Source organism: Novosphingobium profundi, assembly GCF_018491765.1.
Classification (GTDB): Bacteria; Pseudomonadota; Alphaproteobacteria; order Sphingomonadales; family Sphingomonadaceae; genus Novosphingobium; species Novosphingobium profundi.
In genome coordinates this window covers 1-26,371 of record NZ_JABWCU010000022.1, presented here as the reverse complement: position 1 = coordinate 26,371, position 26,371 = coordinate 1, and the positions used below count along the sequence as shown (strand labels likewise).

Below are 26,371 nucleotides of genomic sequence, written 5' to 3'. Positions count from 1 at the left end.
GACCAACACAGATAGACCCTTCTTGTCTGCGATCCTTGATCGAGCGCAAACGGGAACAGACGCCTTCCTGCGGAGCATTCCACGATAATGACCGACCTGTCCCTGGCCGAAAACCCGGCCGCTTTCCCGGCCGATGCGCCGCTTTCGGTTTCATCCGGCGGCGCGATGGGTGGCAAGATCGGCACTTCGGTGCTGCTGCGTTACGGGACCGGACAACTCGGCGCGCAGATCTTCCGCGACACGCCCGCGGTTCTGCTGCCCTTGTTCATGACCACGATGCTCGGCGTCCCGGCCTGGCTGGCCGGGCTCGTCGTGCTGATTCCCAAGCTCTGGCTGATCGCTTGCGACCCGCTGGTCGGGGCCTGGTCCGACCGGGTGCGCAAGGTTCATGGCCGCACGCCATTCTTGGCTGGCGGTGCGGTTCTGACGAGCCTGGGCTTCGTGGCGCTCTTCACGATGACCGAAAGCTCCAGCCCGACGCTGTCGGCCGCGCTCACCTGCTTCCTCTTCTTCCTTGCCTCGACCGCCTTCTCGATGTTCTCGGTGCCCTATCTGGCAATCGCCGCCGCGCTGTCGCCCGACCCGCACGAGCGCACGCGGATCATGATTTTCCGCATGATCTTCGCGACGTTCGGCGTTCTGGTCGGCGTGGGCGTCGCGCAGCCGATGATCTACTGGCTGGGCGGCGGTGAGCATGGCTGGACGGTCATGGCCTTCACGCTGGGCGCGGTTTGCCTTGTCACGATGCTGGTGACGGCCATCGGCCTGGCGCGTGTCCCGATGATCGAGGACAACGCCGAGCATGGCAGTCTGTTCAGCCAGCTCAAGGTCATCGCGGGCAACAAGCCCTATCTCATTCTTGTCCTGACCTGCCTCATCCAGAACATCGGTCAGGCCTCTGGCTACACCGTGATCGGATTCGTGTTCCTCTACGCGCTAGAGGCGGTCTGGATCATCCCGGTGTTCATCCTCGTGATGTCGATTACGGGCATCGCCGCGCAGCCGCTGTGGTTCGCGCTCTCGCGCCGGTGGGGCAAGGAAAAGACTTATGTCTTCGCTTCCGCGCTATGGGCGCTGGTAACAGTCTCGTGGTTCTGGATGCGTCCGGCGAGCGAGGTCCTGGTGACCCTTCCGGGCGTGGGCGCGCTGGGCATCCAGCATCTGCTGGTCCTCCTGCGCGGGGCGATCATCGGCGTCACCAACGCCGCGTTCGTGATGCTCGCGCTCTCGATGCTGACCGACACCATCGATTACCAGCGCCGCCGCATGGGCAGCGCCAACGAGGGCGTGTTCGCGGGGCTCTTTTCCGCGGTCGAGAAGCTCTCCTTCGCGCTGGGACCGGTCATCGCCGGCCTCGTCATGAGCGCCTTCGGGTTCGTTTCGTCCAAGGGCGGCGCGGTGGCGCAAACGCCCCACGCGATCACCGGCATCCTGCTGCTCTACAGTCTCATCCCGGCCGCGTTGCAGGTGGTGAGCCTCGTCGTCTTCTCGCGCTACCGCGTCGCGAAGGACTGAGGTGGATCATGGTGGCACGGATCCGGCGTGACTACGTCCCGTGCCGCTATGGCCAGCTCCATCTGCGCATCTCCCGGCCCGAAGGTCAGGTGCGCGGCCGACCACTGCTTTGCCTGCACCAGACACCCAGCAACGGGGCCGATTGGACAAGGCTGAGCGGACTGATGGGAACCGACCGGGTGGTCCTGGCTCCCGACACACCCGGATATGGACAGAGTGACGGGCCTGAGATGCCCGCGACGATCCCCGAACTGGCCGCGGCGATCCGCGAGGGTATCGAGCACTTCGCGGCCAAGGAGGCCATCGACCTCGAGGCCTACGATGTGATCGGACATCACACCGGCTCGGTCCTGGCCACCGAACTTGCCCTGCACGACAAGCGCGTGAACCGGCTTGTCCTGTGCAGTCTGCCGGTCTTCGATCTACCTACGCGGCAAGGCCTGCTGGACGGCGTGGACTCCATGTTCGCGCCCATTGACGGCAGCCTGGCGCGCGCCGAACAACTTCTTGCCTTCCAGTCGCGCTTCGCCGACCCGCGCCTCGACGGTGAACAGCGCCAGATTGCGATGGCCGAATGCCTGCGCCTGGGCGCGCGCATGGACTGGGCTTATCGCGGCGTTTTTGCTTACGACTTCGCCGCCAGTTTGCTGGCACTCGGCCAACATGCACTCGTACTCAACTGCGATGACGACCTTGCCGAACCGACCCGCCAGGGCGTGGAATTGCTTGGGAATGCCGGGTATCGCGAATTGGCGGGTTGGGGCCATGGATATCTCGCTCTCGTCGACGCGGCTTTCGTACAGGACATCCGCACCTTCCTCGATGCATCCGCCACCTGAGCGCGCGGCCTGCTTATCCGCTGAGCGAAGACTGCGCGGCGATCTGTCGCGCCGCCGCAGCCTTCGCGTGAACATTGCCGAGATCCGCAGGGCAAGTGAGGTGGCATCGTGATTACCCGTCGCACGCTGATGGCAACCGGGACACTCGGCGCGGCCGCGCTGGGACTGCCCCGCATGGCGTTTGCCGCTGAACAGGCCGACGTCGTGATCATCGGCGCCGGGCTTTCCGGGCTTCACTCTGCCCAGCTCCTGAGCGGGCTGGGCATGCGGGTGGTGGTGCTCGAGGCGGGTGGCCGGGTTGGCGGGCGTGTCCACACCGTCGAGACGGCAGAGGGGCCGATCGACGTGGGCGCCAGCCAGATCGGCCGCAGCTATGCCCGGGTCCTCGACGCGGTACGCCGCCACGATCTGAGGCTCGTGCCCGAGGATCGGGACCTCCTGCCATTCGCCGCGCACTTCCAGGATACCTGGTTCGATCCGGCCGACTGGGCGAACAATCCGCTCAACAAGACGGTGGGCGAGGAGCGGACCATCAACCCGATCCTCCTGGGCCAGGTCGTCAGTGCCCGGCACAATCCGCTCAAGGAAGTGGACGACTGGCTCGACCCGCGCTTCGCGCGCGACGACATCTCGCTCCGGCAATTGATGGAGCGCGAAGGCTACAGCCCGGCTGCCATCGAGCTGGCGAAGATCTCGGTTCCCGGTATCGGGATCGATGAGACCTCGATGCTGCGCATGTGGCAGGAGGCGACCCGGGGCGGCATCGACCACCGCACGGAGCAGGCGCCGACAGCGGCCAAGCGCAACCAGCCTTTTGGCGAGACCAACGACCGCAATCTCGTCGACGGCCTTGCCTCGATCAACAATATCGCCGGTGGTTGCCAGCAATTGCCGCTGGCCATGGCGGCCCGGCTTGGCGATGCGGTTCGCCTCAACCAGCAAGTGGTGCGCATCGCAATGTCGGACACGGGAGCGACCGTCTCGTGCCGTGATGGTTCGAGCTACACGGCGCGGTTCGTCATCTCGGCGGTGCCGTTCTCGGTGCTGCGCGGCATCGCGATCGAGGCGACCCGCGACAACCCCATCCAGCGCCAGGCCATCACGTCGATGCCTTACGCCAATACCGCGCGGCTCTACCTCCATGTCGAGCGTCCATTCTGGAAGGAGGACGGGCTGCCCGCCTCGTTCTCCACCGACGGGCCCATCGGCATGTTCTGGGGGATAGACAACCACAGCGGCGAAGGCGTCCACCGGGCAATGGTGGTGATGGTGGGCAAGGTGGCAGAGGCCATCTCGCGCATGGATCACGAGGATGCCGAGGCTTTCGTCCAACGCGAACTCGTGCGCCTGCGCCCGGCTGCCAAGGGTTTGTTGCGCTACCAGACCTACAAGGACTGGGCGCGTGACCCGCTCCAGCTCGGCTGCGGCTTCAGTCTCGCGCCGGGGCAGGTCAACGCATTCGGGCGGACCATGACGGACCCCTGGCAGGTCCTGCATTTTGCCGGCGAGCACACCCGCCGTCTCGACTTCGGGATGGAGGCGGCGATGGAAAGCGGCGAACGCGTGGCGGTCGAGATCGGCGAGCGTGCGTGACGGGCAGCGACAAGGTTCAAGGAAGGACGTATAGACTATGAGGAATGGACTGGTCCGCTCGCTGCGGGCAGCGGTCGTCGCGGCAGGGGCAAGCGCGATGGCGCTGGGTCTGACGGCCGGCGCAGCGCAAGCCGATGATACCGGAGCGCGCGAGGTCGCAGCCCAGGCGGTGACGCCGCCTGACTACGCCGATCCGGCGAACTGGGCCGCTGGGCCCGATGGTCCGGGCCTTGCCGGAGCTCTGCCCGAGGGCGCTACCCCCGCCGCGGCGCATCCCAAGGTCTTCGTGTTCTACGTCCATCCCACGACATTTCGCTCCAGCAAGGATGAATGGACGCAAGATCCGGCCGACCCGGCGGCCAACAAGTGGACCGACGAAAGCGTCGTACAGCGCCAGGCGAGTGCCTTCAGCGCCTGCTGCGAGATCTGGTCGCCGCGCTACCGGGCCGCAAGCTCCAACGCACTGATGTCCGGCGCCCACCGCGATCCGGCCTATGCGCTTGCCTATACCGACATCGCGCGCGCCTTCGACTGGTTCCTCGCCAACGTCAGCAAGGGCCGCCCCTTCATCATTGCCGGGCACAGCCAGGGCGCCAAACATATCGGCGATCTGCTCGAGAAGAAGATCGCGGGCACCGCACTGCAAAAGCAGATGGTGGCCGCCTACATCATCGGCATCAACATCGCGCAGGGCGAAGTGCCGCTGCGTTTCAAGGACGTTCCCGTATGCGACCGTCCGGCACAGACCGGATGCCTGGCGCAGTGGAACTCGATCCTGGGCGGTACAGATCTCGACCCGATCGTGGCCCGCTACGAGCAGAGCTTCACCGAGGTCTATGGCGACAAGCCCGGCAAGCAGATGGTCTGCATCAATCCCGTGACGTTCGACGAGCGCAAGCCCGATAGCCTTTCATCCCAAGCCAAGGGCGCGGTTCCGGGGGCGCCCGGTTTCGGGCCGATGGAGCCCTTGCGGCCCGGTGCGGTCGCCGCGCGCTGCGTGCGCGGCATGCTCGTGGTCTATCCCGCGCTTGGCCTCGGGCTGGAGCCACTGCCGGGGACAGGCGTGATGCATTACCACGATATCGGCCTTTTCTGGGCGGACCTTCGCGCCAACGCGGCGCTGCGCGCGGCGACCTGGGTCAAGGCGCATCCGGCCCAACGCTGACCACAGCACGGATAAAATCGCGAAAGCTGTCCAGGTGGCCCGGGTTTCTCGGCATCGCTTTTGCACAATTGCGCAAAACAAGCGACTTAGGTCCTTGGTGCAGGTTTCAGACAGGATTTTTTTGCTATGCCTTGCTGGCTGCTCACCGCATTGCGCAAAATCAAGGACACAGGAAATTCATGAGGAAGACTTTCGCACTTTCGACGCTTTCGATGGCCGCTGCTGCGGCTGTCGCAATGACCCCTTCGGTTGCTTCGGCTGACGCCGCGCGCGGCAAGACATTGTTCATGCGCTGCATGGCCTGCCACACCGTCAACAAGGGCGGGGCCAACAAGGTCGGTCCGAACCTCGCCGGCGTCGTCGGCCGCAAGTCGGCATCGGTCAAGGGCTTCAACTACTCGGCAGCGATGAAGAAGGCCAACCTGACCTGGGACCAGGCGACTCTCGACAAGTGGCTGACCCGTCCCGCCACGCTCGTGCCCGGCACCTCGATGGTCTTCGCAGGCCTCACCAATCCCGACGATCGCAAGTCGCTGATCGAATACCTCAAGACCGCAGGCAAATAAGCACATGACGATTGGTTCCGCGCATTCGCGTCGTACGATTCTCGGCGGATCGCTTGCGCTGGCTGCCGCCATTACGGCGACGCCGGCCTTGTCCCTCGCGGCCGCGTCGCGCACGAGCCTGACCCTGACCGCCCCGGGCAACCGGGCGGTTTCGGTCAGCGAGTGGAAGCCGCAAGGCAAGGTGCGCGGAACCATTCTCTTTTCGCACGGCGCGCTTTCCGCGCCTTGGCACTACGACGCCATCATGGCGCCCTGGATCGCCGCCGGATACCGCGTGCTCGCGCCGCTCCACGTCGATTCCAAGGAGCACCCGAACACCAAGGACTACCCCGGACTTGCCAGCTGGAAGTGCCGTATCGAGGACATGCGCGTCCTCATCGCGCACATCGGGGATGCGCCCTTCGTTGCGGCCGGTCATTCCTATGGCGGCCTCGTCGCGCTGACGCTTGGCGGTTCGCAAGGTGTCATGCCCGAGGGGATGAGTGGTCCGTTCTACCCGCGCCTTGCCAAGGCGGTGCTGTCGTTTTCGCCGCCCGCACCGGTTCCGGTGCTGGTAACCGCCGAGGGCTATGGCAAGCTGTCGGTGCCAGCCCTGATCGAGACCGGCACGATCGACAATCCGCCCGGCACCACCGACCCCGATGGCTGGAAAGGCCACCTTGCGGCTTTCGACGCCGCCCCCGGCAACGACGATCTCTACAGTCTCGTTCTCCAAGGCGCGAACCACTACTTCGGCGGGGTCATCTGCGACGCCTCGCAGCCCGGGCCGCCGCAATTGGCGCAGATCGACCTGGCGAACCGCTATGCCGGCCTCTTCCTGCAGGCTTACGGAGAGGGCGATGCCCCAGCGCTTGCCGCGCTCGAGGCGCGCGTAACCGACGATTTGCCCGCGCGCCTCATGCGCAAATAAGCCTGCTACCCTTCCCACGCGAAAGGCCCGGGTCCGCTGGATCCGGGCCTTTCGCGTGGGAATGGTCGGAATCTTTTCCGACAGCCGGACATCCTGAGGGCAATTTCGATATTCTCGTCGGGACTGCGGCAGTATCCTGGATACAAGGCCCGGTGGAGGCCTTGAACCTGAGGGATTTGAGGACGTGCGCGAGCAGACAATCATCAAACTTGAGATCGAGGCGGCGACGGCTGAGAATACCGCCGCCTTCGGCGACATCATCGGTCGCGATGCACCCGTCGAGCCGGTGTCGGTGGACTTCTACAAGGGTGCGGTGCGGATGAGCTATCCCACCCGCTTCACGTCCGAGCATCCCGTCGAAATGACGCTGGCGCAGATGACGCGTCGGCCGGGCGAAGTGCGCTATCTCGAGCGCCATTTCCAGCATACCCAGGCCTTCCTGCCGCTGGGTGGCAAGCCCTTCGTCGCGGTCATGGCTCCACCGAGCGAGGGGGAATTGCCCGACCTCGAGCAAGTGCGCGCCTTCCGCTTCGACGGTAGCGCCGGCTTCGCGCTGCACCTGGGCACCTGGCACGAATTCCCCTTTGCGATCGAGGACGACACCGATATCGTCGTCGTTCTGTCGAGCCAGACCGGCTACGATCTCAAGGGCAAGGACCCCACGACCGAGGAGGCCCACGGCCCCGATCTCGACAAGAAGGACATCGTCGCGCGTACGGGCCATGTCTTTCGTTTCGAACTGACGGAGTGAGAGCGATGACGGTGGAACGCAAGAACCGCGAACGCACGGCGCGCTCGAAGGGCAGTCAGCCGGTCGTCTTCGAAAACGAGACCCTCGATGCGCTGGCCAGCATGGTGCTTTCGCTGATGGGCGAAGTGGTCGTCCTCAAGGATCGTCTCGATGCCAACGAGCGGCTGCTTGCCGCCGCCGGGCTGCACGGGCCGGCCGATGTCGATGCCTTCGCACCCGATGCCGAGGCAAAGGCGCGGCGCTCGGCCAATCGCGAGGGCATCTATGACCGGGTGCTGGGCGCGGGGCGCGACAAGCTGATGCCGCAGGCGCTGGCGGACCAGAAGGATTACGAAGGCGTGCTCGACGCGGTCACGCGCGACTGAGCCGGCGGACAGACACCAGAACATCGGCGGGAGAACGGCCATGGAACAGTACCGACAGGAACACTTCGGCCACGCGGTGATGCCGCAGGCCAACCACGACGAACAGGCGCTGGAGGATCACTTCCTTGCGATGCGTGCCTGGACCAACCGCAACCTCGATCCTCTCGACCGGCGCCTCCTCGACGAGGTGATCGTGCCCGAAATCGAGCGAGAGACGGGCGCCAGGCCGACGAGCAGCCGCCAGGTACGCCAGAAGCTGGAAGAGCATCCGCTTCACCAGTACTGGCTGACCCTCTCGCTCCATTACCAGGATCGCATCTGGTATGGCCTCGATGCCGCGATCGACCGCCAGTTCGATGAGCTCTCGGAGAAAGTCGCGGCGCAAGTCGCCAGCCCCAAAGGGACGCTGCGCCTCGACCCGGCATTGGAAATTCCCCGTTACATCGCGGCCTTCGACCATCATCGCATGCCCGGAAGCTACGTCGTCGATACGGCCGAGTTCGATTTCCGCGCCGGTGCGCTCTACGACCGGTTCGCTTCGACCTACTTGCGCAATCTCAACGGGGGCTGGAAGAACGACGGGCGCGGACACACGCTGGCCAGCCACGTGCAGGACTTCCACCCCGAGCTCAAGCCGCTGCGCATCCTCGATCTGGGCTGCTCGGTCGGACACTCGACGATCGCCATCGCGCAAGCGTTCCCGGATGCCGAGGTCTTCGCGCTCGACGTCGGGGCGCCTATGCTGCGCTACGCCCACGCGCGCGCCGAGGCGATGGGCGTGCCGATCCATTTCAGCCAGCAGGACGCCGAGCACACCGATTTCGAGGAAGGCAGCTTCGATCTCGTCTGCTCTTCCGCCGTGCTTCACGAAACCTCGGCCAAGGGCATGCGCGGTGTTTTCCGCGAATGCCATCGCCTGCTGCGCCCGGGCGGCGTGATGTGCCATGTCGACGTGCCGCCGCGCCATGAGCATCTCTCGCTCTGGGACCAGATGCGCTGCGATTTCGAGAGCCACTACAACAATGAGCCGTTCATGACCTCGCTCGCGCGCACCGACTGGGTGAAAGTGGCGAGCGAGGCCGGTTTTGCGACGGAGCAGGTCCATGTCGGCTATCGCAAGGGGACGACCGCGCTCAAGCCCGACCGCGACGACTTCTTCACCGAGGGACACCCCGAGGGCCGTGCCATGATCGGCAGCTGGTACGCCTGTTCGGCCACCCGTTGAGACGAGCCGCGGGGAGGGCGCTCAGCCCTCGATCCGATAGACCGAACGGGCCGTCCTGGCGAACAGGGCGGCCCGTTCGTCGTTCGAGGAGCTGAGTGTCACCAGCTTGAAGGCGTTCCAGATCTGACCATAGCTCGATACGCCGCGATTGGCGGGCCAGTTGCTCTCGAACATGCACCGTTCGCATCCGAAGAGCTCGATGGCCGTCTCGATCCAGGGCTTCCATTCACTGGCCAGTCGTCCCGAAGTCACCGGGATGTCCTTGGGGGCCGGTTCCCAGAAGGGGCCTAGGCCGCCGATCTTGGCATGGACGTTCGGGCACTTCGCCAGCTCGGCGAGTGCGCGGCGCCACTCGCTAAAGACGCGGCCCATATCTCCCGCATAGTCACCCAGCCCGAGCGGGCAGCCGAGATGCTCGAGGACAATGCTCGTGTCGGGACAGGCCCGGGCAAGCGCGGTGAGTTCGCCTATCTGGGGATGGAACAACCAGGATTCGAAGGCGAGGCCCTTGCGACCAAGCAGGCGCACGCCCTCGCGCAAAGCGGGATCTCGCAGCAGGGCCGGATCGTTGCTCAGACCGGCGAAGGGGCCACTTGCGGCATGGGCGATCGAATTGCGCACGCCGCGAAGGCGACCTTGTGCGGCTTGCGCATGTTTCTCGAGCAAGTCCTCGCTTCGCGAACCCAAAGTGAGATCGACGCGGGCAACGATACCCGAGGCGGCCTCTCGCGCGAGCGCTCCAACATAGGCCGTTTCGCCGAGCGACCGTTCGTCGGCGGGGGCCTTTGCATCGTACATGATGCCGCATTCGACGAAGACGCTCGCGACCACACGGTGGCCGCTGCGGGCGATTTCGGATTGGAAATCGGCTGCACGATAGCGCTCGCCCGGAGCCTCCGGCGCGCGCTGATCGCGCAGATGAAAGTGGGGGTCGACGATGGCGAATTCGGGCTGGAGCGCGGGTTCTTCAGCCATTCCGCGTTCCGCGCCAGCCGCCGCATCCGCGGTGTTTCCGAGGGCCGGAGCCATGACCATACCGGCCATGGCTCCGAGTGCGGATCGCCGGTCCCACGCCATTCTAGCGCGCGCTGATCCTCTTGAGGAACGGCAACACGCGTTCGAGCGAACGGGCCGGACAGTCCAGCGGCATCATGTGCCCGCAATCGGGCACCACGGTCAGCGTCTTGTCCTTCGTGGCGAGCAGGTTGAACGCCTTCACCCCATGCGTTTCAAACGAAGTTTCGTGGTCCTGATCCGACCAAAGCAGCAGCGTTGGCGCGGTGATCTTCGCGAGATCGTCGGGCGTGCGGCTGAAGTCGGAGGCGGCAGCGGCCTTCGTGCCGATGTCGGGGTCACGCAAGGCGCGCTGGTTGAGATCGGTCCAACGGGTCACCAGTGCAGGGGTCACCACCGTCTTGTCGACGACGTTGGCAAGCATGATCTGTTTCCAGAACTCCTCGCTGTGCCACGAGGGATGCTTGGCATCGTCGGCCACCGCGTCGCGCAGGGCCTGCGGCATGGTCGATAGATCGAAGGAAATCTTGCCCGCCGCGATGTTGGCGAGGATCACGGCCTTGGTCCGCTGCGGACGCGCGGCGGCGTAGGCGGCGGCGGGAAGTCCCGCGCTCGACGTGCCGACGATGACGAAGCGATCGATGCCGAGCTTGTCCATCAGCGCGTCGATCTCCGCGATCTGGTGCGCGACGGTGTAGTCGCCCGTGGGGCTCGGACCTGAGAGACCCGCCGGGGACTTGTCGAAGCGGATCACACGATAGGACTTGCGCAGTTCCTTCGCCCAATCGTCCCACTGGCGCAGGCTCGCATAGGAGCCGTGCAGCAGCAGGATTGCAGGTCCCGTGCCCTCATCGGAATAGTGGACGGTTTCGCCACCGATCGTAACGAAGTGCGAAGTGGGTAGCGCATAACGGGCGCGAAGCTGCGCATCGCTGGGAAACGCCGGCGGGTCCTGCGGATCGGCGATGAGGGCCGATCCGGCAAGGCTCGCGCCCAGGGCCAACCCGGAGAGCAGCAGGGCATGAAAGGCTCGCTTCATCACGGCTCAGCCTTTCGTCGGTGCGGGCGTGGTTGCAGCAGGCGCCGCGGTCTTGTCGAGCCAGTGGCGCAGGTCGTCGCCGGTCTTCTCGGGCAGCTCCAACATCGGGTAATGGCTGACGTCGGGGTAGTGGATCACGTCGACGTGCGTGCTGGAGAATTCCTTGACCGCATCGGCCGCGAGGTACTTGGGCAGGACCGGGTCGGCATCGCCCCACTGGAGCAGGATCGGAGCGGTGATCTGCGCGGCCTCGTCGCCCGCTCCCTTGGCCCAGACCGCCTTCTTGTTGGCTTCGTAATAGGCGCGCACGTTGGCGAAGCCACCGGGGATGTTGTTGGTCTGGTAGTACCAGTCGATTGTCTCGTCCTTGAGGCGCTCGGGACGGCCGTAGAGCTCGGAGAGCGAGACCTTGTAGTAGAACCGGGGGTAGTAGTTGGGCACCAGGTTCTCGTGGAGCCAGACCATCGACATCAGCAGCGGACTGAAGTCGGAGGGCGGCGGGGCCTTGAGCGGAAGGGTGGAAAGCGCGAGCGCCGACACCTGCTCGGGATGCTTGGCCGCGAAAAGCGTGCAGATCGTCGAACCGCTGGAAGTGCCCACGAGCGTGAAGCGGCTGAGCTTCTTCGCCTTCACGATGGTCTCGAGCAGAGTGACGATGCCGGGCATGCCGATCGAGGGTTGGGCATCCTTCGAAAGACCATAGGGCGGCCAGTCGAAGCGGATGACGCGGTACTTGTCCTTGAGCTTGTCGGTCCACACGTCCCATTCGCGCAAGTTCGTCATCGAACTGTGCAGCATGATCACGACCGGGCCATCGCGTGGTCCCTCGTCACGGATATGGATGGTGGCGCTGCCGTAAGTCTCGAAGGTAGAGGGTCCGGTGGCCTGCGCCGTCTTGACCGCCTCGTAGGAGGGATTCCACCAGCCAAGTCGCATCGTCAGTAAGGCAAGGGCGAAGAGGACGAACACGGCCACGACGGCAGCCCCCGCCCACTTGAGAAAACCGATCATCAGCGCAAATTCCCCCGGATGAAGTTGGTGTCTGGGCCGGAAGGAGCGAGGCTCTCTCGGCCCGCTCCTCCAGCTTGTTCATTCGATTTCGTTGTCGAGCAAGGTGGCGCATTCGCTGGTGCCTGAAGCGCGCGCACGGCGCATCGCGCGCCAGGCAAGGGCGTAGAGGCTCGCCGCTACCAGCAGGAAGGGCAGGCAGACCCAGGCGATGGACCAGCCCACCATGGTCTCGTCGTGCAGCACGCGCTGGGTGAACATCGCGACCAGAAGGGGGCCGAGCGAGGCGCCCAGGATCGTATTGAGCACGAGCGTGAGCGAGATCGAGCTACCCCGCATGCGCGGCGGCACGACCGACTGGAGCGTCGCGAACATGACTGTGCCGATCACCGAGAAGACCGCATTCGACGAGGCGACGAGGACCGAGGCCAGGTGCAGGTCGTGCGAGAGCACCGCGAAGATCGAGGGTAGCGCGAAGAGCGGCGCGATCGAGAGGATGGCGAAGCGGGCCATCGTCTTGCCCGAACGCATCGAGCGGTCGAGCAGCGTGCCTCCGATCAGCGGGCCGATCGCGGAAAAGGCCATCGAGACCGGCCCCAGGAAGCTGGCGAGGAACCCCGGTTCGGCGCCGTAGCTGCGGATCAGCATCGTGGGTGCCCACGACATAGAGCCGTAACCGACGGTGAAGACGAGCGCGAAGGCAAGGTAGAGCGGAACGAGGATCGCCCGGTTACGCCAGAGATAGGCCGCTTCGGCGGCGCCTGGTGCCCGTGCGCGGCCACCCGTGGAGGCGTCCTGCCGGGCAGGCTCGCGGGTCAGCAGAAGAAGCGCTGCGGCCGCGACGAGGCCGAGCGAGCCGAAGATGACGAAGACCGAACGCCAAGGCGCGAGCTGTGCGATCAGCGGCAGGTGCGCGAAGGCTCCCGTGCCCGCCGCCGCAATGAGGATGCCGGTCACCGAGATGGCGATGCCGTTGGCGAGCCCCTGTCCCATCATGTAGACCGAGATCGGGCGGCCGCGCCGCTCGGGCGCGAAGAGGTCGGCGATGAGCGAGATCGCCGCAGGTCCCAGCGCCGCCTCGCCAAGCCCGACCAGCAGGCGGGCGGCGAATAGCCAGCCGAAACTCTGGGCAAGGCCGCTGCCGATCGTCGCGAGGCTCCACAGGGCGATGCCACCCGCGATCAGGTTGCGCCGCGAGATACGGTCGGCAAGCAGGCCCATCGGAAGGCCCATGAAGGCGTAGAAGAGCCCGAAGGCCAGCCCCTGGAGAAGGCCGATCTGTTCGTCGCTGATGCCAAGGTCTGCGCGCACCGGGTCGACCAGGATGTTGAGCGCGGCGCGGTCGATCACCGACAGGATGCCAGCCAGGAACAGCATGCCGACCATGACCCACCCACGGGCGGGCGAAGGGCGGGCGCCGGGCGGGGTGATGCCCGGTGCCGCATCAGCGGCACCGGGGTTGGAAGCAAGGGGGGGCGTGGCCACGATCAGAGCAGTCCGCAGGCGCGGGCGCGCGGCTTGATGTAGTCGCCCAGCCAGTCGAGGTTGCGGAAGCGCAGCGTACCGCGTCCGACCGACTTGGAGCTGTCGGCCATCCCGGCGACAAGGCGCAGGCACTTGGCCATCAGGAACAGTTCCTTGTTGTCCTTCTCCGCCTGGGTGAAGGGACGCACGCTCTCGTAGCCTTCCTCGAAGGCCTCGCCGATGCGGGGATCGAAGCCGTAGAAGAGGTTGCCCCACACGAAGTTCTGCACGTCCTGCATGAGGAAGTCCTCACCCGCCGCGTCGAAGTCGAGGAGGGTGATCTTGCCGTCCTCGTCGACGTGGACGTTGCTCGGGTGGAAATCGCGGTGGCACACGCCGAGCGGAACGTCGCCCTGTGCCGCGAGTTCGTCGAAGCGCTTGTCGAGGTTGGCCGCGATGATCGGATAGTCGTGCAGGTCCTCGGGTCGGTCGTAGACGAAGTCGATCAGCGCGGGCATGCAGATGTTGTAGTCCTTGGCGGTCTCGGTCGAGAACACGTGGTCCTTGCCGGCCCATGCATCGCCATGCAGGTGCATCTGCGCCATCGCCGCGCCGATGCGGAACGCGGTTTCCTCGGACAGGCGATCGCCGAACTTCACGCCCGGGGCCCAGTCGTAGAGCGCGAGCGCGCGCTCGCCTTCGGGCGAGTTCACCTTGAAGTAGAGAGCGCCGTCATGCTGGGGCACCGCGACCGAGGCCGGGAAACCCGCTTCGCGCAAATAGTCGAGGAAGTTCAGTTCGTAGGCAACGTCGTCGACGTCGCGGTAGGTCTTGCGCCAGACGCGCAGGGCGTACTTCGTGGAGGCATCCTGCACGAGGTAGACGTCGTTCATGCCGCGATAGAGCAGGAAGCAGCTAACCTCGCCATCAACGGCGTAGCGGCGCGCGACTTCGCGGGCGATGAATTCGGGATGGAGTACCGAGTGCGAGACTTCAGCGGTCGGCAGGTCCGAGTTGATCGAAGTAGATACGGAGTTCATTGGCTATTCGTTCCGGTGCTATGTCGAAAATGTCCCGGTCGAGATCGGGCATTTCCTTCACGGTGCAGCGCTGCATGCGTTTGGCGGCGTCCAGGGATACCGCCTGGATCTGTTCGGCAGGCTGCAGGAGAAAGGCGGGCTGGTCCACCATTTCGAGCCGGGCGTAATCGTAGGACCACACGCCCTTGTACGCCCAGGTGAAACGGTCGAGGACCTTCGCCTTGTCGGCAAAATTGAATACGGCTTTTTCGAGCGGCAGCCTCGGATCCCGGCTTCCCACGACGTAGTTCCAGAGGTTGGAGAGCAGGTCGATCACGACCTTGCCTTCCGCATCCGGCGTCGGGAAGTTCTCCGCATAAGCCAGCTTTTCAGCCAGCGTGTCCGCATCGAACATCGGAATTCCCGTCAGCGCCAGCGAGCGTACCCGGTCGGGCCGGGCCATCGCGAGTTCGCAGGCGAGCAGGGTTCCGGTGTGGAATCCGTAGAGGTCGACCGACCCGGTCAGTTCGCCGGTCTTTTCCAGGGCATCGAGCCCGTCGGAAAAGGCCTGCGCGTACCCTGCCATTCCCGGCGGCGCCGGAGGTGCATCCGACATCCCGTAACCGGGTGTGTCGAAGGCGTAGACAAGGCGGTCCTCGCCCAGGGCCTCGATCAGCGCCTCGTATTCGTACGAGGAGGACGGGTTCTGGTGGAGGAGTACGACCGGGGCGCGGCCGGGCTGCGGCGCACCGCAGGCACGGTAATGGAGATGCCCGAAACGACAGGAGGTGTATCCACGACGTACTCTGGAGGACTTGTGCATGGACGCACTCTGCGCGATTGCGCGTGCGCGTTGCCAGTCGCGCGCGATATGTCCGACCAGCGGTGAGACGCGTTCGCACCGAGCTTCAAAAAGAAGGGGTGCGAACCGCTGTCCACACCCCTTCCATGCTGTCGCAAGGTCAATTCGCGAAGGTCCTACACCAGCGTTGCGCCCACGCCTTCGGGCGTCGCGAGCCGCGCGGTGGCCAGCTTGTCCTCGTCGAGGTCGTAGGCCCACAGGAACAGTCCGTTGATTGCGAACATCACCGCGGGGATTACCGCGAAGCCGAGCTTGAGTGCCAGCACGGCGCTCGCGGGCTGCTCGACGATCTGTCCGCCGGTGGTGGGGATGTAGTGCAAGGCCTCGAGGAAGATGCCCAGGACCGCAACGCCCAGTGCATAGCTCACCTTCTCGATCACCGCGATGGCGCTGGCCAGCAGGCCTTCGCGCGCCTCGCCGGTGATCACGCGGTCGTAGGACTGGGTGTCCCCCAGCATCGAGATCGCCATCAGGATGATCGCGCCCGAACCGGCCCCGCCCACGATGCCGCGCACGATAATGCCCAGGTTCGTGATCGAATGGTCGGCGAAGAGCCAGCTTAGCGTTGTCGCGCAGAAGATGACCACGCCGATGAGGTAAGTCTGGCGCTTGCCGTATGTCTTGCCGGTCCAGACCCACAGTGGCATCACCAGTGCGGTGATGACGTTCTGCGTCACCGCGAAGACGATCAGTCCATTGTAGCCCACGCCGAGCACGTTGAGCATGTAGAGCGCCATGGTCGAGGCGACCGAAGCGAACGAGAGGAACTGGAAGACCTTCGCGCCGATCAGCATCATGAACGGACGGTTGCGCGCGATCGCGCGGATCTGCGCCCAGCCCGGCAGGTGTGTGCCGCCCGAGGGCGCCAGCTCACGCTGCGAGGGGACCGAGAGCGCGGTCGCGGTCATCGCGCCGCCGATGATGAGCGCCATGACGAGCCCCATCGTGGCGAAGCCCGAGCGACCGCCGCCGCCGTGTTCGATCAGCCATCCGGTCCCGGCAAGCGCGAGCAGCTGGCCGATCGAAACAAACACCGTGCGAAAACCAATCAGGCGCGTGCGCTCGTGGAAGCCCTGGGTAAGCTCGGCGGGAAGCGCCATGTAGGGCACGTTGAACAGCGAGTAGGCGAGCGAGTAGATCAGCAGCCCTGCGCTCATCCAGATCACCAGCCAGGTCTGCGTCATCACAGGCGGCGCGAACAGCATCAGGAAGGCGGCGAGCGAAAGCAAGGCGCCGGCCATCATGAACGGCTTGCGGCGGCCCCAGCGGGTGCGTGCGCGATCCGAAAGCGAACCCACGCCGACGTCGATCACCGCGTCGGCGAGCTTCGAGATCATGAGCAGATAGCCCGCGATCTGCGGGGACTGGCCCAGCACCGTCGACATCATCAGGGGAAAATAGGTCGAGACGGCGTTGAGCATGATCGAGACGCCAACCGTGCCGACGCTGAAGCCGAGGCACAATTTGACGGTCAGACGCTGGTGGCCGGTCTCGCCCTGCTGTGCAGGTGCTGAGGCTGTCATGTATCCGCTTCTCCAAGGAACTGGCCGATGACCTCGGCCTTTGCGGCGGCTGATCCCGCCGTCGATGCCTCACGGGCATTGTCGAGCAGCTCGAGCGCGCGGGCGACCGATTCGTTCAGGAGAGCGAGTTCGGTCTCGGGCTTGAGCAAGAGGGTAGGGGCCGTGATCCGGCCCATGCGTTCGAAGGTCTTGTACCGGAACGCGGCGATATAGGGCTTGGGGTAGGTGTCGAGCGTCTTGAGGACGTCGAGCGTGATGCGATGCAGGATCTGCGGCGGCGGCATGCCGACTGCGAGGCGCCGCTCGGGCGACTTCATGAAGTGCGGGAAGAACAGCGCCTGGTCGCGGCAGAAATTGAAGGCCCAGATCAGGTGGCGGCCATACTCGTCGGGCTCGACCACCGGGGCATAGTTGGCGATCACCGCATCGCGCAGTTCCTCGTCGTATTCGGTTATGCCATCGAGGACGAGCTTGCGCACGCGATGCGGAAAGCCGGCCGCCAGTTCGCAGGCGATGCGCGCGCCGGTATGGGTGCCGTAGGCATCGACCCGGTCGTAGCCGAGCGCGGCGCAGAGGCGATCCATCGATCCGGCGAAATAGGCGATGTCGGGTTCTTCGGGCGTGGGCGGCACCGAATCGCCGTTGCCCAGCGTGTCAGGCGCGATGATTTCGCCCAGGCATCCGGCCGCCCGCAGCGCGAACATCAGGTCCTGCATGAACCAGGAAGACGCCGGCGAGGCGTGCAGCAGGAGCACCGGCACTTCGCCCTCGCGCGCGGCGGGCAGGCGGCGCAAGTGCAACTGACCTTCCTCGAGGCGGACGAAGGCGCGCTCGATCTCGTCGTGCGGGGCCGGGGCGGAAGCATGGGCGGGGGCAGGGGGCATCCGTGTCATGACGCGAGCCTACCGTGGGTGGTTCGCACCCAACCCATGCGAGCGGGTGAATGACCGTCAGGTGGACAAGATTGTCCGAACGGGACACATTCCAGGGGCACTGGCGTCATGACTGGACCCATGGTGCTACCTCAATACAGTGATGGCGAGCTGTTCGCGTGGCTTGAAAGGAGCGGTCCGATGGACCTGGCTCGGGCGATCGAGATCATGGAGCGTCATGATCTCGAAGGCCTGGTGCTCGGCGAGCCGGTGAACGTGTTCCATGCCCTCGGGCATTGGCCGCAGATCGGCCGTACGCGCATGGCGCAGCCGCCTGGCACCTTTGCGCTGATCGCGCGGGAACGGCCGGGGCAGTGGGGGCTCGTCACCAGTCGGTTCCTGCACCACTACACCTGGGCCGACGGACGCGCGCGCGACGATGTGGCGTGCTGGCTCTACACCGCGCTGGGCGACGAGGGAGACGAGAGCGTTTCGCCGGTGGCCGACGCCCCTGTGCTCCCCTTGCGCGATCCCGAACTCCAGACGCCTGTTGAAGCACATCGTGCAGCCACGTCCGCGCGGCAGGCCGGTGCCTCGGTCGCGACCGGGGATGCGGGTGCGGCAATCGTCGCAGCGATGCGTTCCATGGGCCTCTGGAAAGGCCGGGTCGGCTTCGACCACGGCGTTGTCGCCGAAGTCGCCGCGCGCCATGATCACCCCGGAACGCTGGTCCAGGCGGACAACATCCTGCGTGAGATCCGCATCATCAAGTCTCCGCTCGAGCAGGCGCTGATGGCGCGCGCCGCGCGCGCGAACGTCGATGCACTCAACGCCGTGGGCCATGCGGTCCGTGCCGGCGCGGTGCACCACGAACTCATGGCGCTGTTCCAGATCGAAACCGCCAAGCGCGGGAACGGCGCGGTCTTCCTCAACGTCGATCGCGTCTCGTCCGATCTTTCGAGCGCACGCATCGTCGATGGCCAGACGCTGATGATCGACGGGGTCAGCCAGTTCCGCGGCTACCACGGAGATTTCGCACGCACCGTGTTCGTTGGCGAGCCGACACGCGAGGCCGAGCAGGCGGCCAAGGCGGCCGCCTTCGGGTGGCAGGCGGTACGCGAGACGCTGAGGCCCGGAATGCGCTTTTCCGAGATTGTCGCGACCGGCGAAAAGGCCGTGCGCGCTGCCGGGTTCTCCGCGCTCATCGGCTTTGGCCCGCACAGCGTGGGCCTCGCCCATACCGACGAGCCGGGTGAAGTCCACGGCGGCTTCTGGCGCAAGCCCGACATCGTTCTGCAGCCCGGCATGATCCTGTCGGTCGACTGCCCCACTCTCGACACCGGCATCGGTGGATCGGCGCATTGCGAAGACCTCGTGCTGATTACCGCTGACGGTTGCGAACCCATCCATCCTCTTCACGAACCGGTGATTGTCGTATGACCAGACCCTTTATCCTCTCCGCCGCGATTGCGGATCCGCAACTGGCGGTGCCCGCAACCGCCGCCGCCTGGCTCGATGCGGCCGAAGCGGCGGGGCTTGACCTGCTCCACTTCGGCGAGGCCGGTGCGCGTCCGTTCGATGCGCAAGTTCTCGTCGCCTGGGCCGCACCGTTGACGAAGCGCGTCGGCCTGGTCGCCTGCGTGCCGGCCTCGAACGCACACCCCTTCCACGTCGCCCGCGCACTTTCCGCGGTCGATTTCCTCTGCTCCGGGCGCACCGCCTGGTCTGTCGTGCCCGAAGGGGCCAGCGAGGGGATGGCCGAAGACATGATCGGTGCCGCCCGCGCGCTGTGGGACGGCTGGGGCAGCGACACGCTGATCCTCGACAAGACTGGTGGCCGCTATCTCGATGCCGCCAAGGTCAAGGCGTCGAACTACGAAGGACCTTTCTTCAAGGTGGCAGGGCCCGTCAACGCGATGCGCCCGCTCGTCGGGCAGCCGCTGCTGGTGACCTACGAAGCCGCGCCGCTGGCGATCACGGATGCCGACATCGCGCTGGTGGCGAGCCCCCAAAAGGCCGCCGGTGCCACCAAGACCCTGCTCAAGATCACGTTCGAGACGCCGCTCGAGGAAATCGCGCAGCACTTCGCGGAAGGTGTGATCGACGGCGTTCACCTCAGCCTCACCGATCCTCTGGCCGAGCTTCCCGCGCTTGCGCAGCGCTTTGCAGCGCTCGTCGCCGCGAACCCCGGCGGCGCGGGGAACCTGCGCGAGCGTCTCGGCCTGCCCTTGCCCGCGACGGCTTCCAACCAGCCCGACGGCGCGAAGATTCCGGAGATCGCATGATGACCAAGCAAATCCACCTCTGGGCCTTCCTGCAGGGCATCGGCTTCTACCCCACCGGATGGAAGCATCCGCGTGCGCGCCCCGAAGGCGTGTTTTCGATGGATTATTACCGCTCGGTCGCCAAGCTGGTCGAGAAGGGTCGTTTCGACGCCATCGTCTTTGGTGACCAGCTCCAGTCGCGTGGTGCCGGGGGACGCACCCCCGAGCGCATGGCGATGCCCACGCTCGACCCGGTCTCGCTGCTCACCGCGATGTCGGCTGTGACCGAGCATGTCGGCCTCGTCGCGACGATCTCGACGACCTACAACACGCCCGAGATGCTGGCCGAGCGCTTTGCGGCGATGGAGCGCATCACCGGCGGACGTTCGGGTTGGAACATCGTTACCTCGGCGCATCCCGATACCGCGCCCAACTTCGGCGAGGCTGAACTTCCGCCCAAGGACACCCGGTACAGCCACGCCGCCGAAGTGGTGGACAAGGCCTGTGAACTGTGGGCGGCGATGGATCGGGCTGGCCCCCGGCTGCCGCAGGGTCGCCCCGTGCTGGTCCAGGCCGGACAGTCGCCTGCGGGCCGCGACTTCGCCGCGCGCACGGCCGAGGCGATCTTCTGCCCGGCGGCCTCGATCGAGGCGGGCATCGACTTCCGCAACGACCTGCGCAGCCGGATCGCGGGCCTTGGGCGCAATCCCGACGGCACGCGCATCATGCCCGGCCTGTCCTGTGTGCTGGGCGGCAGCGAGGAAGAGGCCAAGGCCAACCACAAGGCCATCATGGACCTCGCGGACGTGGCTCTCGCGATCGAGTACCTTTCCGAATCCCTGTGCTGCGATCTGACCCCGTTCGATCCCGAGGCACCGCTGCCGGTTGCCGCGATCATCGCCAATACGCTTCTTCCCAAGTCCGACGTCGAACGCATGGTGGCCTCCGCCGCTGAAAAGGGCACGAGCCTGCGCGACTACGCGATGAACTTCATGCTGCACCCGCGCGGGCACAACGTCTTCATCGGGACGCCCGAACAGATGGCCGACATGATGATTTCCTGGCGCGATGCGGGGGCCTGCGACGGCTTCACCCTGCAGCCGAGCTACATGCCCGGAGGGCTTGAGGACTTCGTAGGAGAAGTGGTTCCGATCCTTCAGAAGAAGGGGCGATACCGCACCGAATACCCCGGTAATTCCTTGCGCGAGACGCTGGGCCTGCCCGCGTTCGCAAGGGCTGATGCATGAAGCTGGGCCGCGTGATCCTGGGCACCGTTGGTGTCCTCGCTCTGGCTTGCGCCGGCGGCGTCGTGGCGCTGCGCCTGGGCGCCGGTGCCACCGACCGGGCCGAGCTGGAGAAAAAGTGGGCCGATGGCCCCTCGCACTTCGTCGAGGTTGACGGCGTTCGCATGCACGTGCGCGAGGAGGGTCCCAAGGGGGCGCCCGCCATCGTTCTGCTCCACGGCTCGATCGTCAACTTGCACGAATGGGACGATGTCGTCCCGCTGCTGACCGACAAGTACCGCGTCGTTCGCTTCGACTGGTCGCCCTATGGCCTGACCGGGCCGGACCCGAGCGGGGTCTATTCGACCCCGCGTTCGGCCGAGCTCATGGACAAGCTTCTTACCAAGCTCGGCTATGACAAGTTCGCGGTCGTCGCAACGTCGAACGGCGCCAACGTCGCGCTGGAATACAACCGGGCCTATCCCGGCCACGCGACGGCAATGGCCTTCTCGATGCTTCCGCTCGAGCGACCGAGCCAGACACGAAAGGTCGACTGGCGCCTCAAGTGGCTGCTGAACTTCCACAACGCGGTGCTTCCCAACTGGCGTTCGCACACCTTCTGGCGCCTGATGCTGGAAGACACGACGCCGCCAGGTTTCGATCCGACCGAGCGGATGGTCGACCAGATCTACGACATGGACAACTTGCCAGGCGCTCTCGACCGCCAGGCCCAGTACATCCAGGCCAACGTCAAGCTCTTCAAGACCAGCGACGTAGGATCGGTGGCGGAGAGCGTGAAGGTGCCGGTGCTCTTGCAGTGGTGCAACTACGACGACGTGATCTCGCAAGGCGCGCAGGCCTCGGTCAAGCGCTTCACCAACACCCGCGTGAAGCTGATCATGTATCCCGACCTCGGACACTTCCCGATGTGGGAGAAGCCGCAGAAATTCACGCGCGATCTGAAGGCCTGGCTGCAAACGGTTGAACCTGCTGCCGCCGGGGAGCCGCAGACCCCCTGAAGCGCCGGTGCGCGGCAATGACCGAGCACCGGATACACCGCGCACTGGTCCAGTATGGCGCGCAATAGCGCCATAGGTACGCTGCCAAGATTACCTGGAGATTTCACGAAAAATGTCTGCTGTTGAGCGTTGCGAAGTCGCCATCGCGGGTGCCGGCCCTGTCGGCACCGTCATGGCGACCCTTCTGGCCAAGGCCGGCGTTTCCGTCGTCCTGATCGAGGCCGGATCCGACTGCGCGCAGGACTTGCGCGCTTCCACCTTCCATCCCCCGACGCTCGAGATGCTCGACGAAATCGGCATCACCCCAATGCTGCTCGAACGCGGCCTCAAAGCGCCGCTGTTCCACTGGCGTGACCGCGCCTCGGGTGAACCGATCGAGTTCGACCTCGCGGAAATCTCGGACGTCACGCGCTATCCCTTCCGCATCCAGTGCGAGCAGTATCACCTCTCGCGCGCCCTGGCTGATGGGCTCGACGCCTACACGAACGCCGACGTGCGCTTCAACAGCCGCATCCTGCATGTCGGCCAGGACGACACCGGCGTCGATATCTCGGTCGAGACGCTGACCGGCATCGATCGCATCCGGGCCGATTACCTGATCGGAGCCGATGGCGCCAATTCGGTAGTGCGCAAGTGGCTGGGCATCGAATTCGACGGCTTCACCTATCCCGAGCGCTTCTTCACGCTCTCGACCAAGGTGGAACTGGCCGACTACCTGCCCAACCTTGCTTACGTGAACTACGTTAGCGATCCGAAGGAATGGCTGGTCCTGCTGCGCGTGCCTTCGGTGTGGCGCGTGCTGGTCCCCGTCAACGGCCTCGTCGACGAGGAGCAGTTGCGTTCCGATGAGAACAAGAACGCGATCTTCGAGCGCCTGATCGGCCGCGGCGCCGACGTCGAAACCGAGCACCGCACGCTCTACCGCGTCCACCAGCGCGTGGCGAAGTCGTTCCGCGAGGGCCGCGTCATGCTGATCGGTGATGCCGCGCACCTCAACAATCCGCTCGGCGGCTTCGGGATGAACTCGGGTATCCACGACGCCTTCAACTTGTTCGAAAAGCTCGAACCGGTCCTGAAGGGTAAGGCGGCGGCCGATGTGAACCTCTCGCTCTTCGATCGCCAGCGCCGCGAGGTGACCCACACCTTCACGCAGACGCAGACCAAGGCGAACATGTCTCTGATCAACGGTGCCAAGGAGGACGGCCACGAGGAACGTCGCCGCAACCTCCAGGAAATCCGCGATAACGACGAGAAACGCCGGGCCTACATGCTGCGCCAGGCAATGTTCCAGAGCCTTCAGCAGGCCGCACAGATCGTCTGATCTGCACCCCGATTCCGGCCCCGGAAATTCGTGCGGGCCAGCGTTGCCGAGGTGGCTTCGCTGGCCCGTTTCGTGTTTGGGCCGGATCGGGGGCGTCTCCAACAGGTCACGATCCCTCATTTCGTGATCGCCCTGCGGACAGTCGCGCCTTCAACGGCCGTTCGATCCGTGACCACTGCACATTCCGCTCGAACCCGCATTTGCAAGACGGGCGAGGAGAAGCTTGTGACAAGTGAAACGCAGATGAGCGCGGACGAGGTCCTGCCGCTAGGGCAGGGCACGGCGGCGCGCTCCGGGGTTCCGGGCCAGGTCCCGGCCGGAGCCACCTGGAAGATCCGGTTCGGTTCGGCGATGATCCCGTTGGCGCATGCCGCCGGGCAGAACGTCGTGACGGTGCTTGGCCTGCGTTTCATGACCGACAGCCTCGCCATATCGGCGGGTGCGGCGGGACTCATGTTCGCGATCATGAAGATCTACGACGGATTCGCCGACCCGGCGGTGGGCGCCTGGAGCGACCGGGCACAGAGCCGTTGGGGGCGGCGCCTGCCGTTTCTTTTCGCCGGCGGTCTGGCGATGCCGCTCGGCCTCATGCTCCTGTTCGGCGCGCCCGACCTGCATTCGGTGCTGCTGGCGCAGGCCTTCGTGCTCGTCGCCCTGATGATCCACGCGACCGGCTACACGCTGCTCACCATCCCGGGCTTTGCGATGCTGGTCGAAAGTTCGACCGACCCCAAGGAGCGCACGCGCCTCATGGCCTGGCGCACGTATGGCAACGCCGTGGGAACCTTGCTCGGCTCTACCGTTCCAGCCTGGATCCTGGGCGCGCTTGGCCCCTCGCGCCAGGGCCACCTCGTCGTCGCGCTCGCGGTCAGCGTCGTCGTCTTCGGGGCGACCCTCGTGGCGGTCTGGCTGCTGCGCGATGCGCCGCGTACGAAGCCGCGGGCGAGCGACCTTGCCGAGCGCGCTCATCCGTTGCGCAGTCTCGGGCGCCAGATCGTTCTCGCCTGGCGCAACGTGCCGTTTCGGATCCTTGCGATCGCGCATGTCTTCCTGCTGTTCGGGACCGCGATCGGTTCGGCGGCGCTGGCCTATTTCACGCGCACGGTCCTGCAACTTCCCGACAGCGCGCTGGGGACCTATTTCGCGATGGCGACGGCCGCCATGCTGGTGGGCATGACGCCCTGGGTCTGGCTGTCCAACCGTATCGGCAAGCGCGAGAGCTACATGTCCGCGCTCGCACTTTTTGCGATTATCCAGCTGTCATGGCTCCTGGCCGGAACCGGCGAAAGCATGACCCTGGTCAGCGCGCGCGGGTTGCTTAGCGGCTTTGCCGGTGGCGGCATGATTCTGTGCGCCTATTCGCTGCTGTCCGATGCGGTGCGCTACGACTTCATCACCAGTGGCGAGCGCCGCGAGGGTTCCTTTGCCGGCTTCACCACGCTGTTCGACAAGCTTTCCTCGGCGGCTGCGCTTGCCGCTATGGGCGGTTTCCTGAGTGTGATGGGCTATGTCTCGTCGTCGAGCGGGCAAGCGGCGGTGCAGAGCGACAGCGCGCGCCTGGCGATCATGCTGTGCGAATCCGCGATCCCCGCCATCTCGATGCTGGCCGCCATCGTCGCCATGTTTTTCTACAAGTTGGACCCGGCGGTACTCGAGCGTCTCGAGGCCGACCGGCAAGATGGAGAGAGTTGAACGTGTCCAAACATGAGATCGAACTTGTCGGGCTGGTTGCTCCGTATCGCGGTTCGGAAGCAAGCGTGGAGCCCGCACACTACGAGCCCGGCTTCCTCGCCGAGGCCGCAAGGGCCTATGAAGCCGCCGGCTACGACCGGGTGCTGATCGGGCAGAACGCCCGTTCGGCCGACAGTCTTGTCACCGCGACCTGGGTGGCCGCTGCGACTACCCGCTTGAAACTGATGGTCGCGCATCGTCCCGGCTTCATCGCACCGACCATGGCCGCGCGCGCCTTCGCGACGCTCGACCAGGTCTCGGGCGGGCGCGCGGGCGTGCACATCATCACCGCGTTCTCCGACATCGAAACGCGCTGCGACGGCGACTACCTGACCAAGGACGAGCGCTACCACCGCTCGAACGAATACGTGCGAATCTTGCGCCGGATCTGGGCGGGAGAATCTCCCTGCAACCATTCGGGTGACTGGTACCGCTTCGACGAGGCGGGGAGCGAGGTGCACCCGGTCAACGGCAGCGTCCCGGTGTTCTGGGCGGGCAACTCCGACCTCGCCGTGAAGTACGGCAGCGAGCTGGCCGACGTCTACGCGTTTGGGCCTGGAAGTGTCGCGCACGTAGGCGCGAACGTCGCCCGCGTCCGCGCCGAGGCCGCGAAGCACGGACGCAACCCGCGCTGCTCGATGTCGATGCGCGTGATCGTCGCGGACACCGACGAGGCAGCCTGGGCGCGCGCCAACACCATTCTCGAAGGCGTCGAGGCGCGCCAGGCCGCGCATGGCATGCTTGGCCGCGACCTTGGCAAGGCCGCCGAACAGTTGACGCGCGAGGCCGCGCAGGCCGATGCCGCCTCGGACGATCCCTGCCTGTGGACCGGCCTCACCCAGGCCACGCAGGGTCGGCTTCAGGTCATGTGCCTCGTGGGTTCGCCCGAAACGCTGGTCGAGGCGTTGCTGCGCTACCGCGCGGCGGGGATCGACAACTTCCTGCTTACCGGCTTCGACTGGCTGGGCGACGCGCAGCGGATCGGCACCGAGATCGGGCCCGAATTGAGGCGGCGCGGCAACGCATTGTAAGCTCTTCGATCGCAGATACGAAAAACCCCGGCGGAGGATCTCCGCCGGGGTT

General features: G+C 65.5%; 24 protein-coding genes. 16 read left to right on the top strand and 8 right to left on the bottom strand.

Features of this window, described 5'->3' with window-relative positions:
* Window positions 1-87 precede the first annotated feature (87 nt).
* The 9 genes from HT136_RS21810 (at window position 88) to HT136_RS21770 (ending at window position 8,929) form a co-directional block, all read left to right on the top strand.
* Window positions 88-1,515, top strand: a complete 1,428-nt coding sequence (locus HT136_RS21810; protein ID WP_214201974.1) for an MFS transporter — start codon at window positions 88-90, stop codon at window positions 1,513-1,515.
* An 8-nt stretch (window positions 1,516-1,523) separates the two neighbouring features.
* Complete coding sequence (locus HT136_RS21805) at window positions 1,524-2,354, top strand: alpha/beta fold hydrolase (protein WP_214201973.1); 831 nt, start codon at window positions 1,524-1,526, stop codon at window positions 2,352-2,354.
* A 108-nt stretch (window positions 2,355-2,462) separates the two neighbouring features.
* Window positions 2,463-3,947 carry a flavin monoamine oxidase family protein gene (locus HT136_RS21800; protein ID WP_214201972.1) on the top strand — a complete coding sequence of 495 codons (1,485 nt, stop codon included), beginning with the start codon at window positions 2,463-2,465 and terminating at the stop codon, window positions 3,945-3,947.
* Between the two features lie 37 nt (window positions 3,948-3,984).
* Entirely contained in the window at window positions 3,985-5,112 is a 1,128-nt protein-coding gene (locus tag HT136_RS21795) for a DUF3089 domain-containing protein (protein WP_214201971.1), read from the top strand.
* 179 nt (window positions 5,113-5,291) lie between these two features.
* A complete protein-coding gene (locus HT136_RS21790) occupies window positions 5,292-5,678 on the top strand; it encodes a c-type cytochrome (protein ID WP_246544108.1) in 387 nt (128 codons plus the stop codon).
* Between the two features lie 4 nt (window positions 5,679-5,682).
* On the top strand, window positions 5,683-6,588 hold the full coding sequence (locus tag HT136_RS21785; protein ID WP_214201970.1) for an alpha/beta hydrolase: 906 nt from the start codon (window positions 5,683-5,685) through the stop codon (window positions 6,586-6,588).
* Window positions 6,589-6,772: 184 nt separating this feature from the next.
* The gene (locus HT136_RS21780; RefSeq protein ID WP_214201969.1) at window positions 6,773-7,339 is read left to right on the top strand and encodes an ureidoglycolate lyase; all 567 of its coding nucleotides are present in this window, start codon (window positions 6,773-6,775) and stop codon (window positions 7,337-7,339) included.
* A 5-nt stretch (window positions 7,340-7,344) separates the two neighbouring features.
* Window positions 7,345-7,704, top strand: coding sequence for a hypothetical protein (locus tag HT136_RS21775; RefSeq protein ID WP_214201968.1), 360 nt, complete (start codon window positions 7,345-7,347; stop codon window positions 7,702-7,704).
* 40 nt (window positions 7,705-7,744) lie between these two features.
* The gene (locus HT136_RS21770) at window positions 7,745-8,929 is read left to right on the top strand and encodes a class I SAM-dependent methyltransferase (RefSeq protein WP_214201967.1); all 1,185 of its coding nucleotides are present in this window, start codon (window positions 7,745-7,747) and stop codon (window positions 8,927-8,929) included.
* A 21-nt stretch (window positions 8,930-8,950) separates the two neighbouring features.
* Here HT136_RS21770 and HT136_RS21765 read toward each other — a convergent pair whose 3' ends face one another.
* The 8 genes from HT136_RS21765 to HT136_RS21730 form a co-directional block, all read right to left on the bottom strand.
* A complete protein-coding gene (locus tag HT136_RS21765) occupies window positions 8,951-9,904 on the bottom strand; it encodes an amidohydrolase family protein (RefSeq protein ID WP_214201966.1) in 954 nt (317 codons plus the stop codon).
* Between the two features lie 103 nt (window positions 9,905-10,007).
* Window positions 10,008-10,982 carry an alpha/beta fold hydrolase gene (locus HT136_RS21760; RefSeq protein ID WP_214201965.1) on the bottom strand — a complete coding sequence of 325 codons (975 nt, stop codon included), beginning with the start codon at window positions 10,980-10,982 and terminating at the stop codon, window positions 10,008-10,010.
* 6 nt (window positions 10,983-10,988) lie between these two features.
* Entirely contained in the window at window positions 10,989-11,993 is a 1,005-nt protein-coding gene (locus HT136_RS21755) for an alpha/beta fold hydrolase (protein ID WP_214201964.1), read from the bottom strand.
* 78 nt (window positions 11,994-12,071) lie between these two features.
* Window positions 12,072-13,475: an MFS transporter gene (locus HT136_RS21750; RefSeq protein WP_343222280.1), complete on the bottom strand. Its 1,404-nt coding sequence runs from the start codon at window positions 13,473-13,475 to the stop codon at window positions 12,072-12,074.
* A 2-nt stretch (window positions 13,476-13,477) separates the two neighbouring features.
* On the bottom strand, window positions 13,478-14,494 hold the full coding sequence (locus HT136_RS21745) for a phosphotransferase enzyme family protein (RefSeq protein WP_214201963.1): 1,017 nt from the start codon (window positions 14,492-14,494) through the stop codon (window positions 13,478-13,480).
* Window positions 14,448-15,296: an alpha/beta fold hydrolase gene (locus tag HT136_RS21740; protein ID WP_214201962.1), complete on the bottom strand. Its 849-nt coding sequence runs from the start codon at window positions 15,294-15,296 to the stop codon at window positions 14,448-14,450. Before HT136_RS21740 ends, HT136_RS21745 begins: the two co-directional genes overlap by 47 nt.
* Before the next feature lie 155 nt (window positions 15,297-15,451).
* Window positions 15,452-16,858 (bottom strand): MFS transporter, encoded by a 1,407-nt coding sequence (locus HT136_RS21735; protein ID WP_214201961.1) that lies wholly within the window; start codon window positions 16,856-16,858, stop codon window positions 15,452-15,454.
* Window positions 16,855-17,751, bottom strand: a complete 897-nt coding sequence (locus tag HT136_RS21730) for an alpha/beta hydrolase (protein ID WP_246544106.1) — start codon at window positions 17,749-17,751, stop codon at window positions 16,855-16,857. The genes HT136_RS21735 and HT136_RS21730 overlap by 4 nt, the downstream gene beginning before the upstream one ends.
* Before the next feature lie 180 nt (window positions 17,752-17,931).
* Between HT136_RS21730 and HT136_RS21725 the strand changes: the two genes are divergently transcribed.
* The 7 genes from HT136_RS21725 to HT136_RS21695 all read left to right on the top strand — a co-directional run bounded on the left by HT136_RS21725 (window position 17,932) and on the right by HT136_RS21695 (window position 26,319).
* On the top strand, window positions 17,932-19,170 hold the full coding sequence (locus tag HT136_RS21725; protein ID WP_246544104.1) for a M24 family metallopeptidase: 1,239 nt from the start codon (window positions 17,932-17,934) through the stop codon (window positions 19,168-19,170).
* On the top strand, window positions 19,167-20,015 hold the full coding sequence (locus HT136_RS21720; protein ID WP_214201959.1) for an LLM class flavin-dependent oxidoreductase: 849 nt from the start codon (window positions 19,167-19,169) through the stop codon (window positions 20,013-20,015). The genes HT136_RS21725 and HT136_RS21720 overlap by 4 nt, the downstream gene beginning before the upstream one ends.
* Window positions 20,012-21,241: an LLM class flavin-dependent oxidoreductase gene (locus HT136_RS21715; RefSeq protein WP_214201958.1), complete on the top strand. Its 1,230-nt coding sequence runs from the start codon at window positions 20,012-20,014 to the stop codon at window positions 21,239-21,241. Before HT136_RS21720 ends, HT136_RS21715 begins: the two co-directional genes overlap by 4 nt.
* Window positions 21,238-22,236 carry an alpha/beta fold hydrolase gene (locus tag HT136_RS21710; protein ID WP_214201957.1) on the top strand — a complete coding sequence of 333 codons (999 nt, stop codon included), beginning with the start codon at window positions 21,238-21,240 and terminating at the stop codon, window positions 22,234-22,236. The genes HT136_RS21715 and HT136_RS21710 overlap by 4 nt, the downstream gene beginning before the upstream one ends.
* Before the next feature lie 112 nt (window positions 22,237-22,348).
* Complete coding sequence (locus HT136_RS21705) at window positions 22,349-23,557, top strand: FAD-dependent oxidoreductase (protein WP_214201956.1); 1,209 nt, start codon at window positions 22,349-22,351, stop codon at window positions 23,555-23,557.
* A 225-nt stretch (window positions 23,558-23,782) separates the two neighbouring features.
* A complete protein-coding gene (locus HT136_RS21700; protein ID WP_343222279.1) occupies window positions 23,783-25,249 on the top strand; it encodes an MFS transporter in 1,467 nt (488 codons plus the stop codon).
* Window positions 25,250-25,251: 2 nt separating this feature from the next.
* Window positions 25,252-26,319: an LLM class flavin-dependent oxidoreductase gene (locus HT136_RS21695; RefSeq protein ID WP_214201955.1), complete on the top strand. Its 1,068-nt coding sequence runs from the start codon at window positions 25,252-25,254 to the stop codon at window positions 26,317-26,319.
* The last annotated feature ends 52 nt before the right edge of the window (window positions 26,320-26,371 follow it).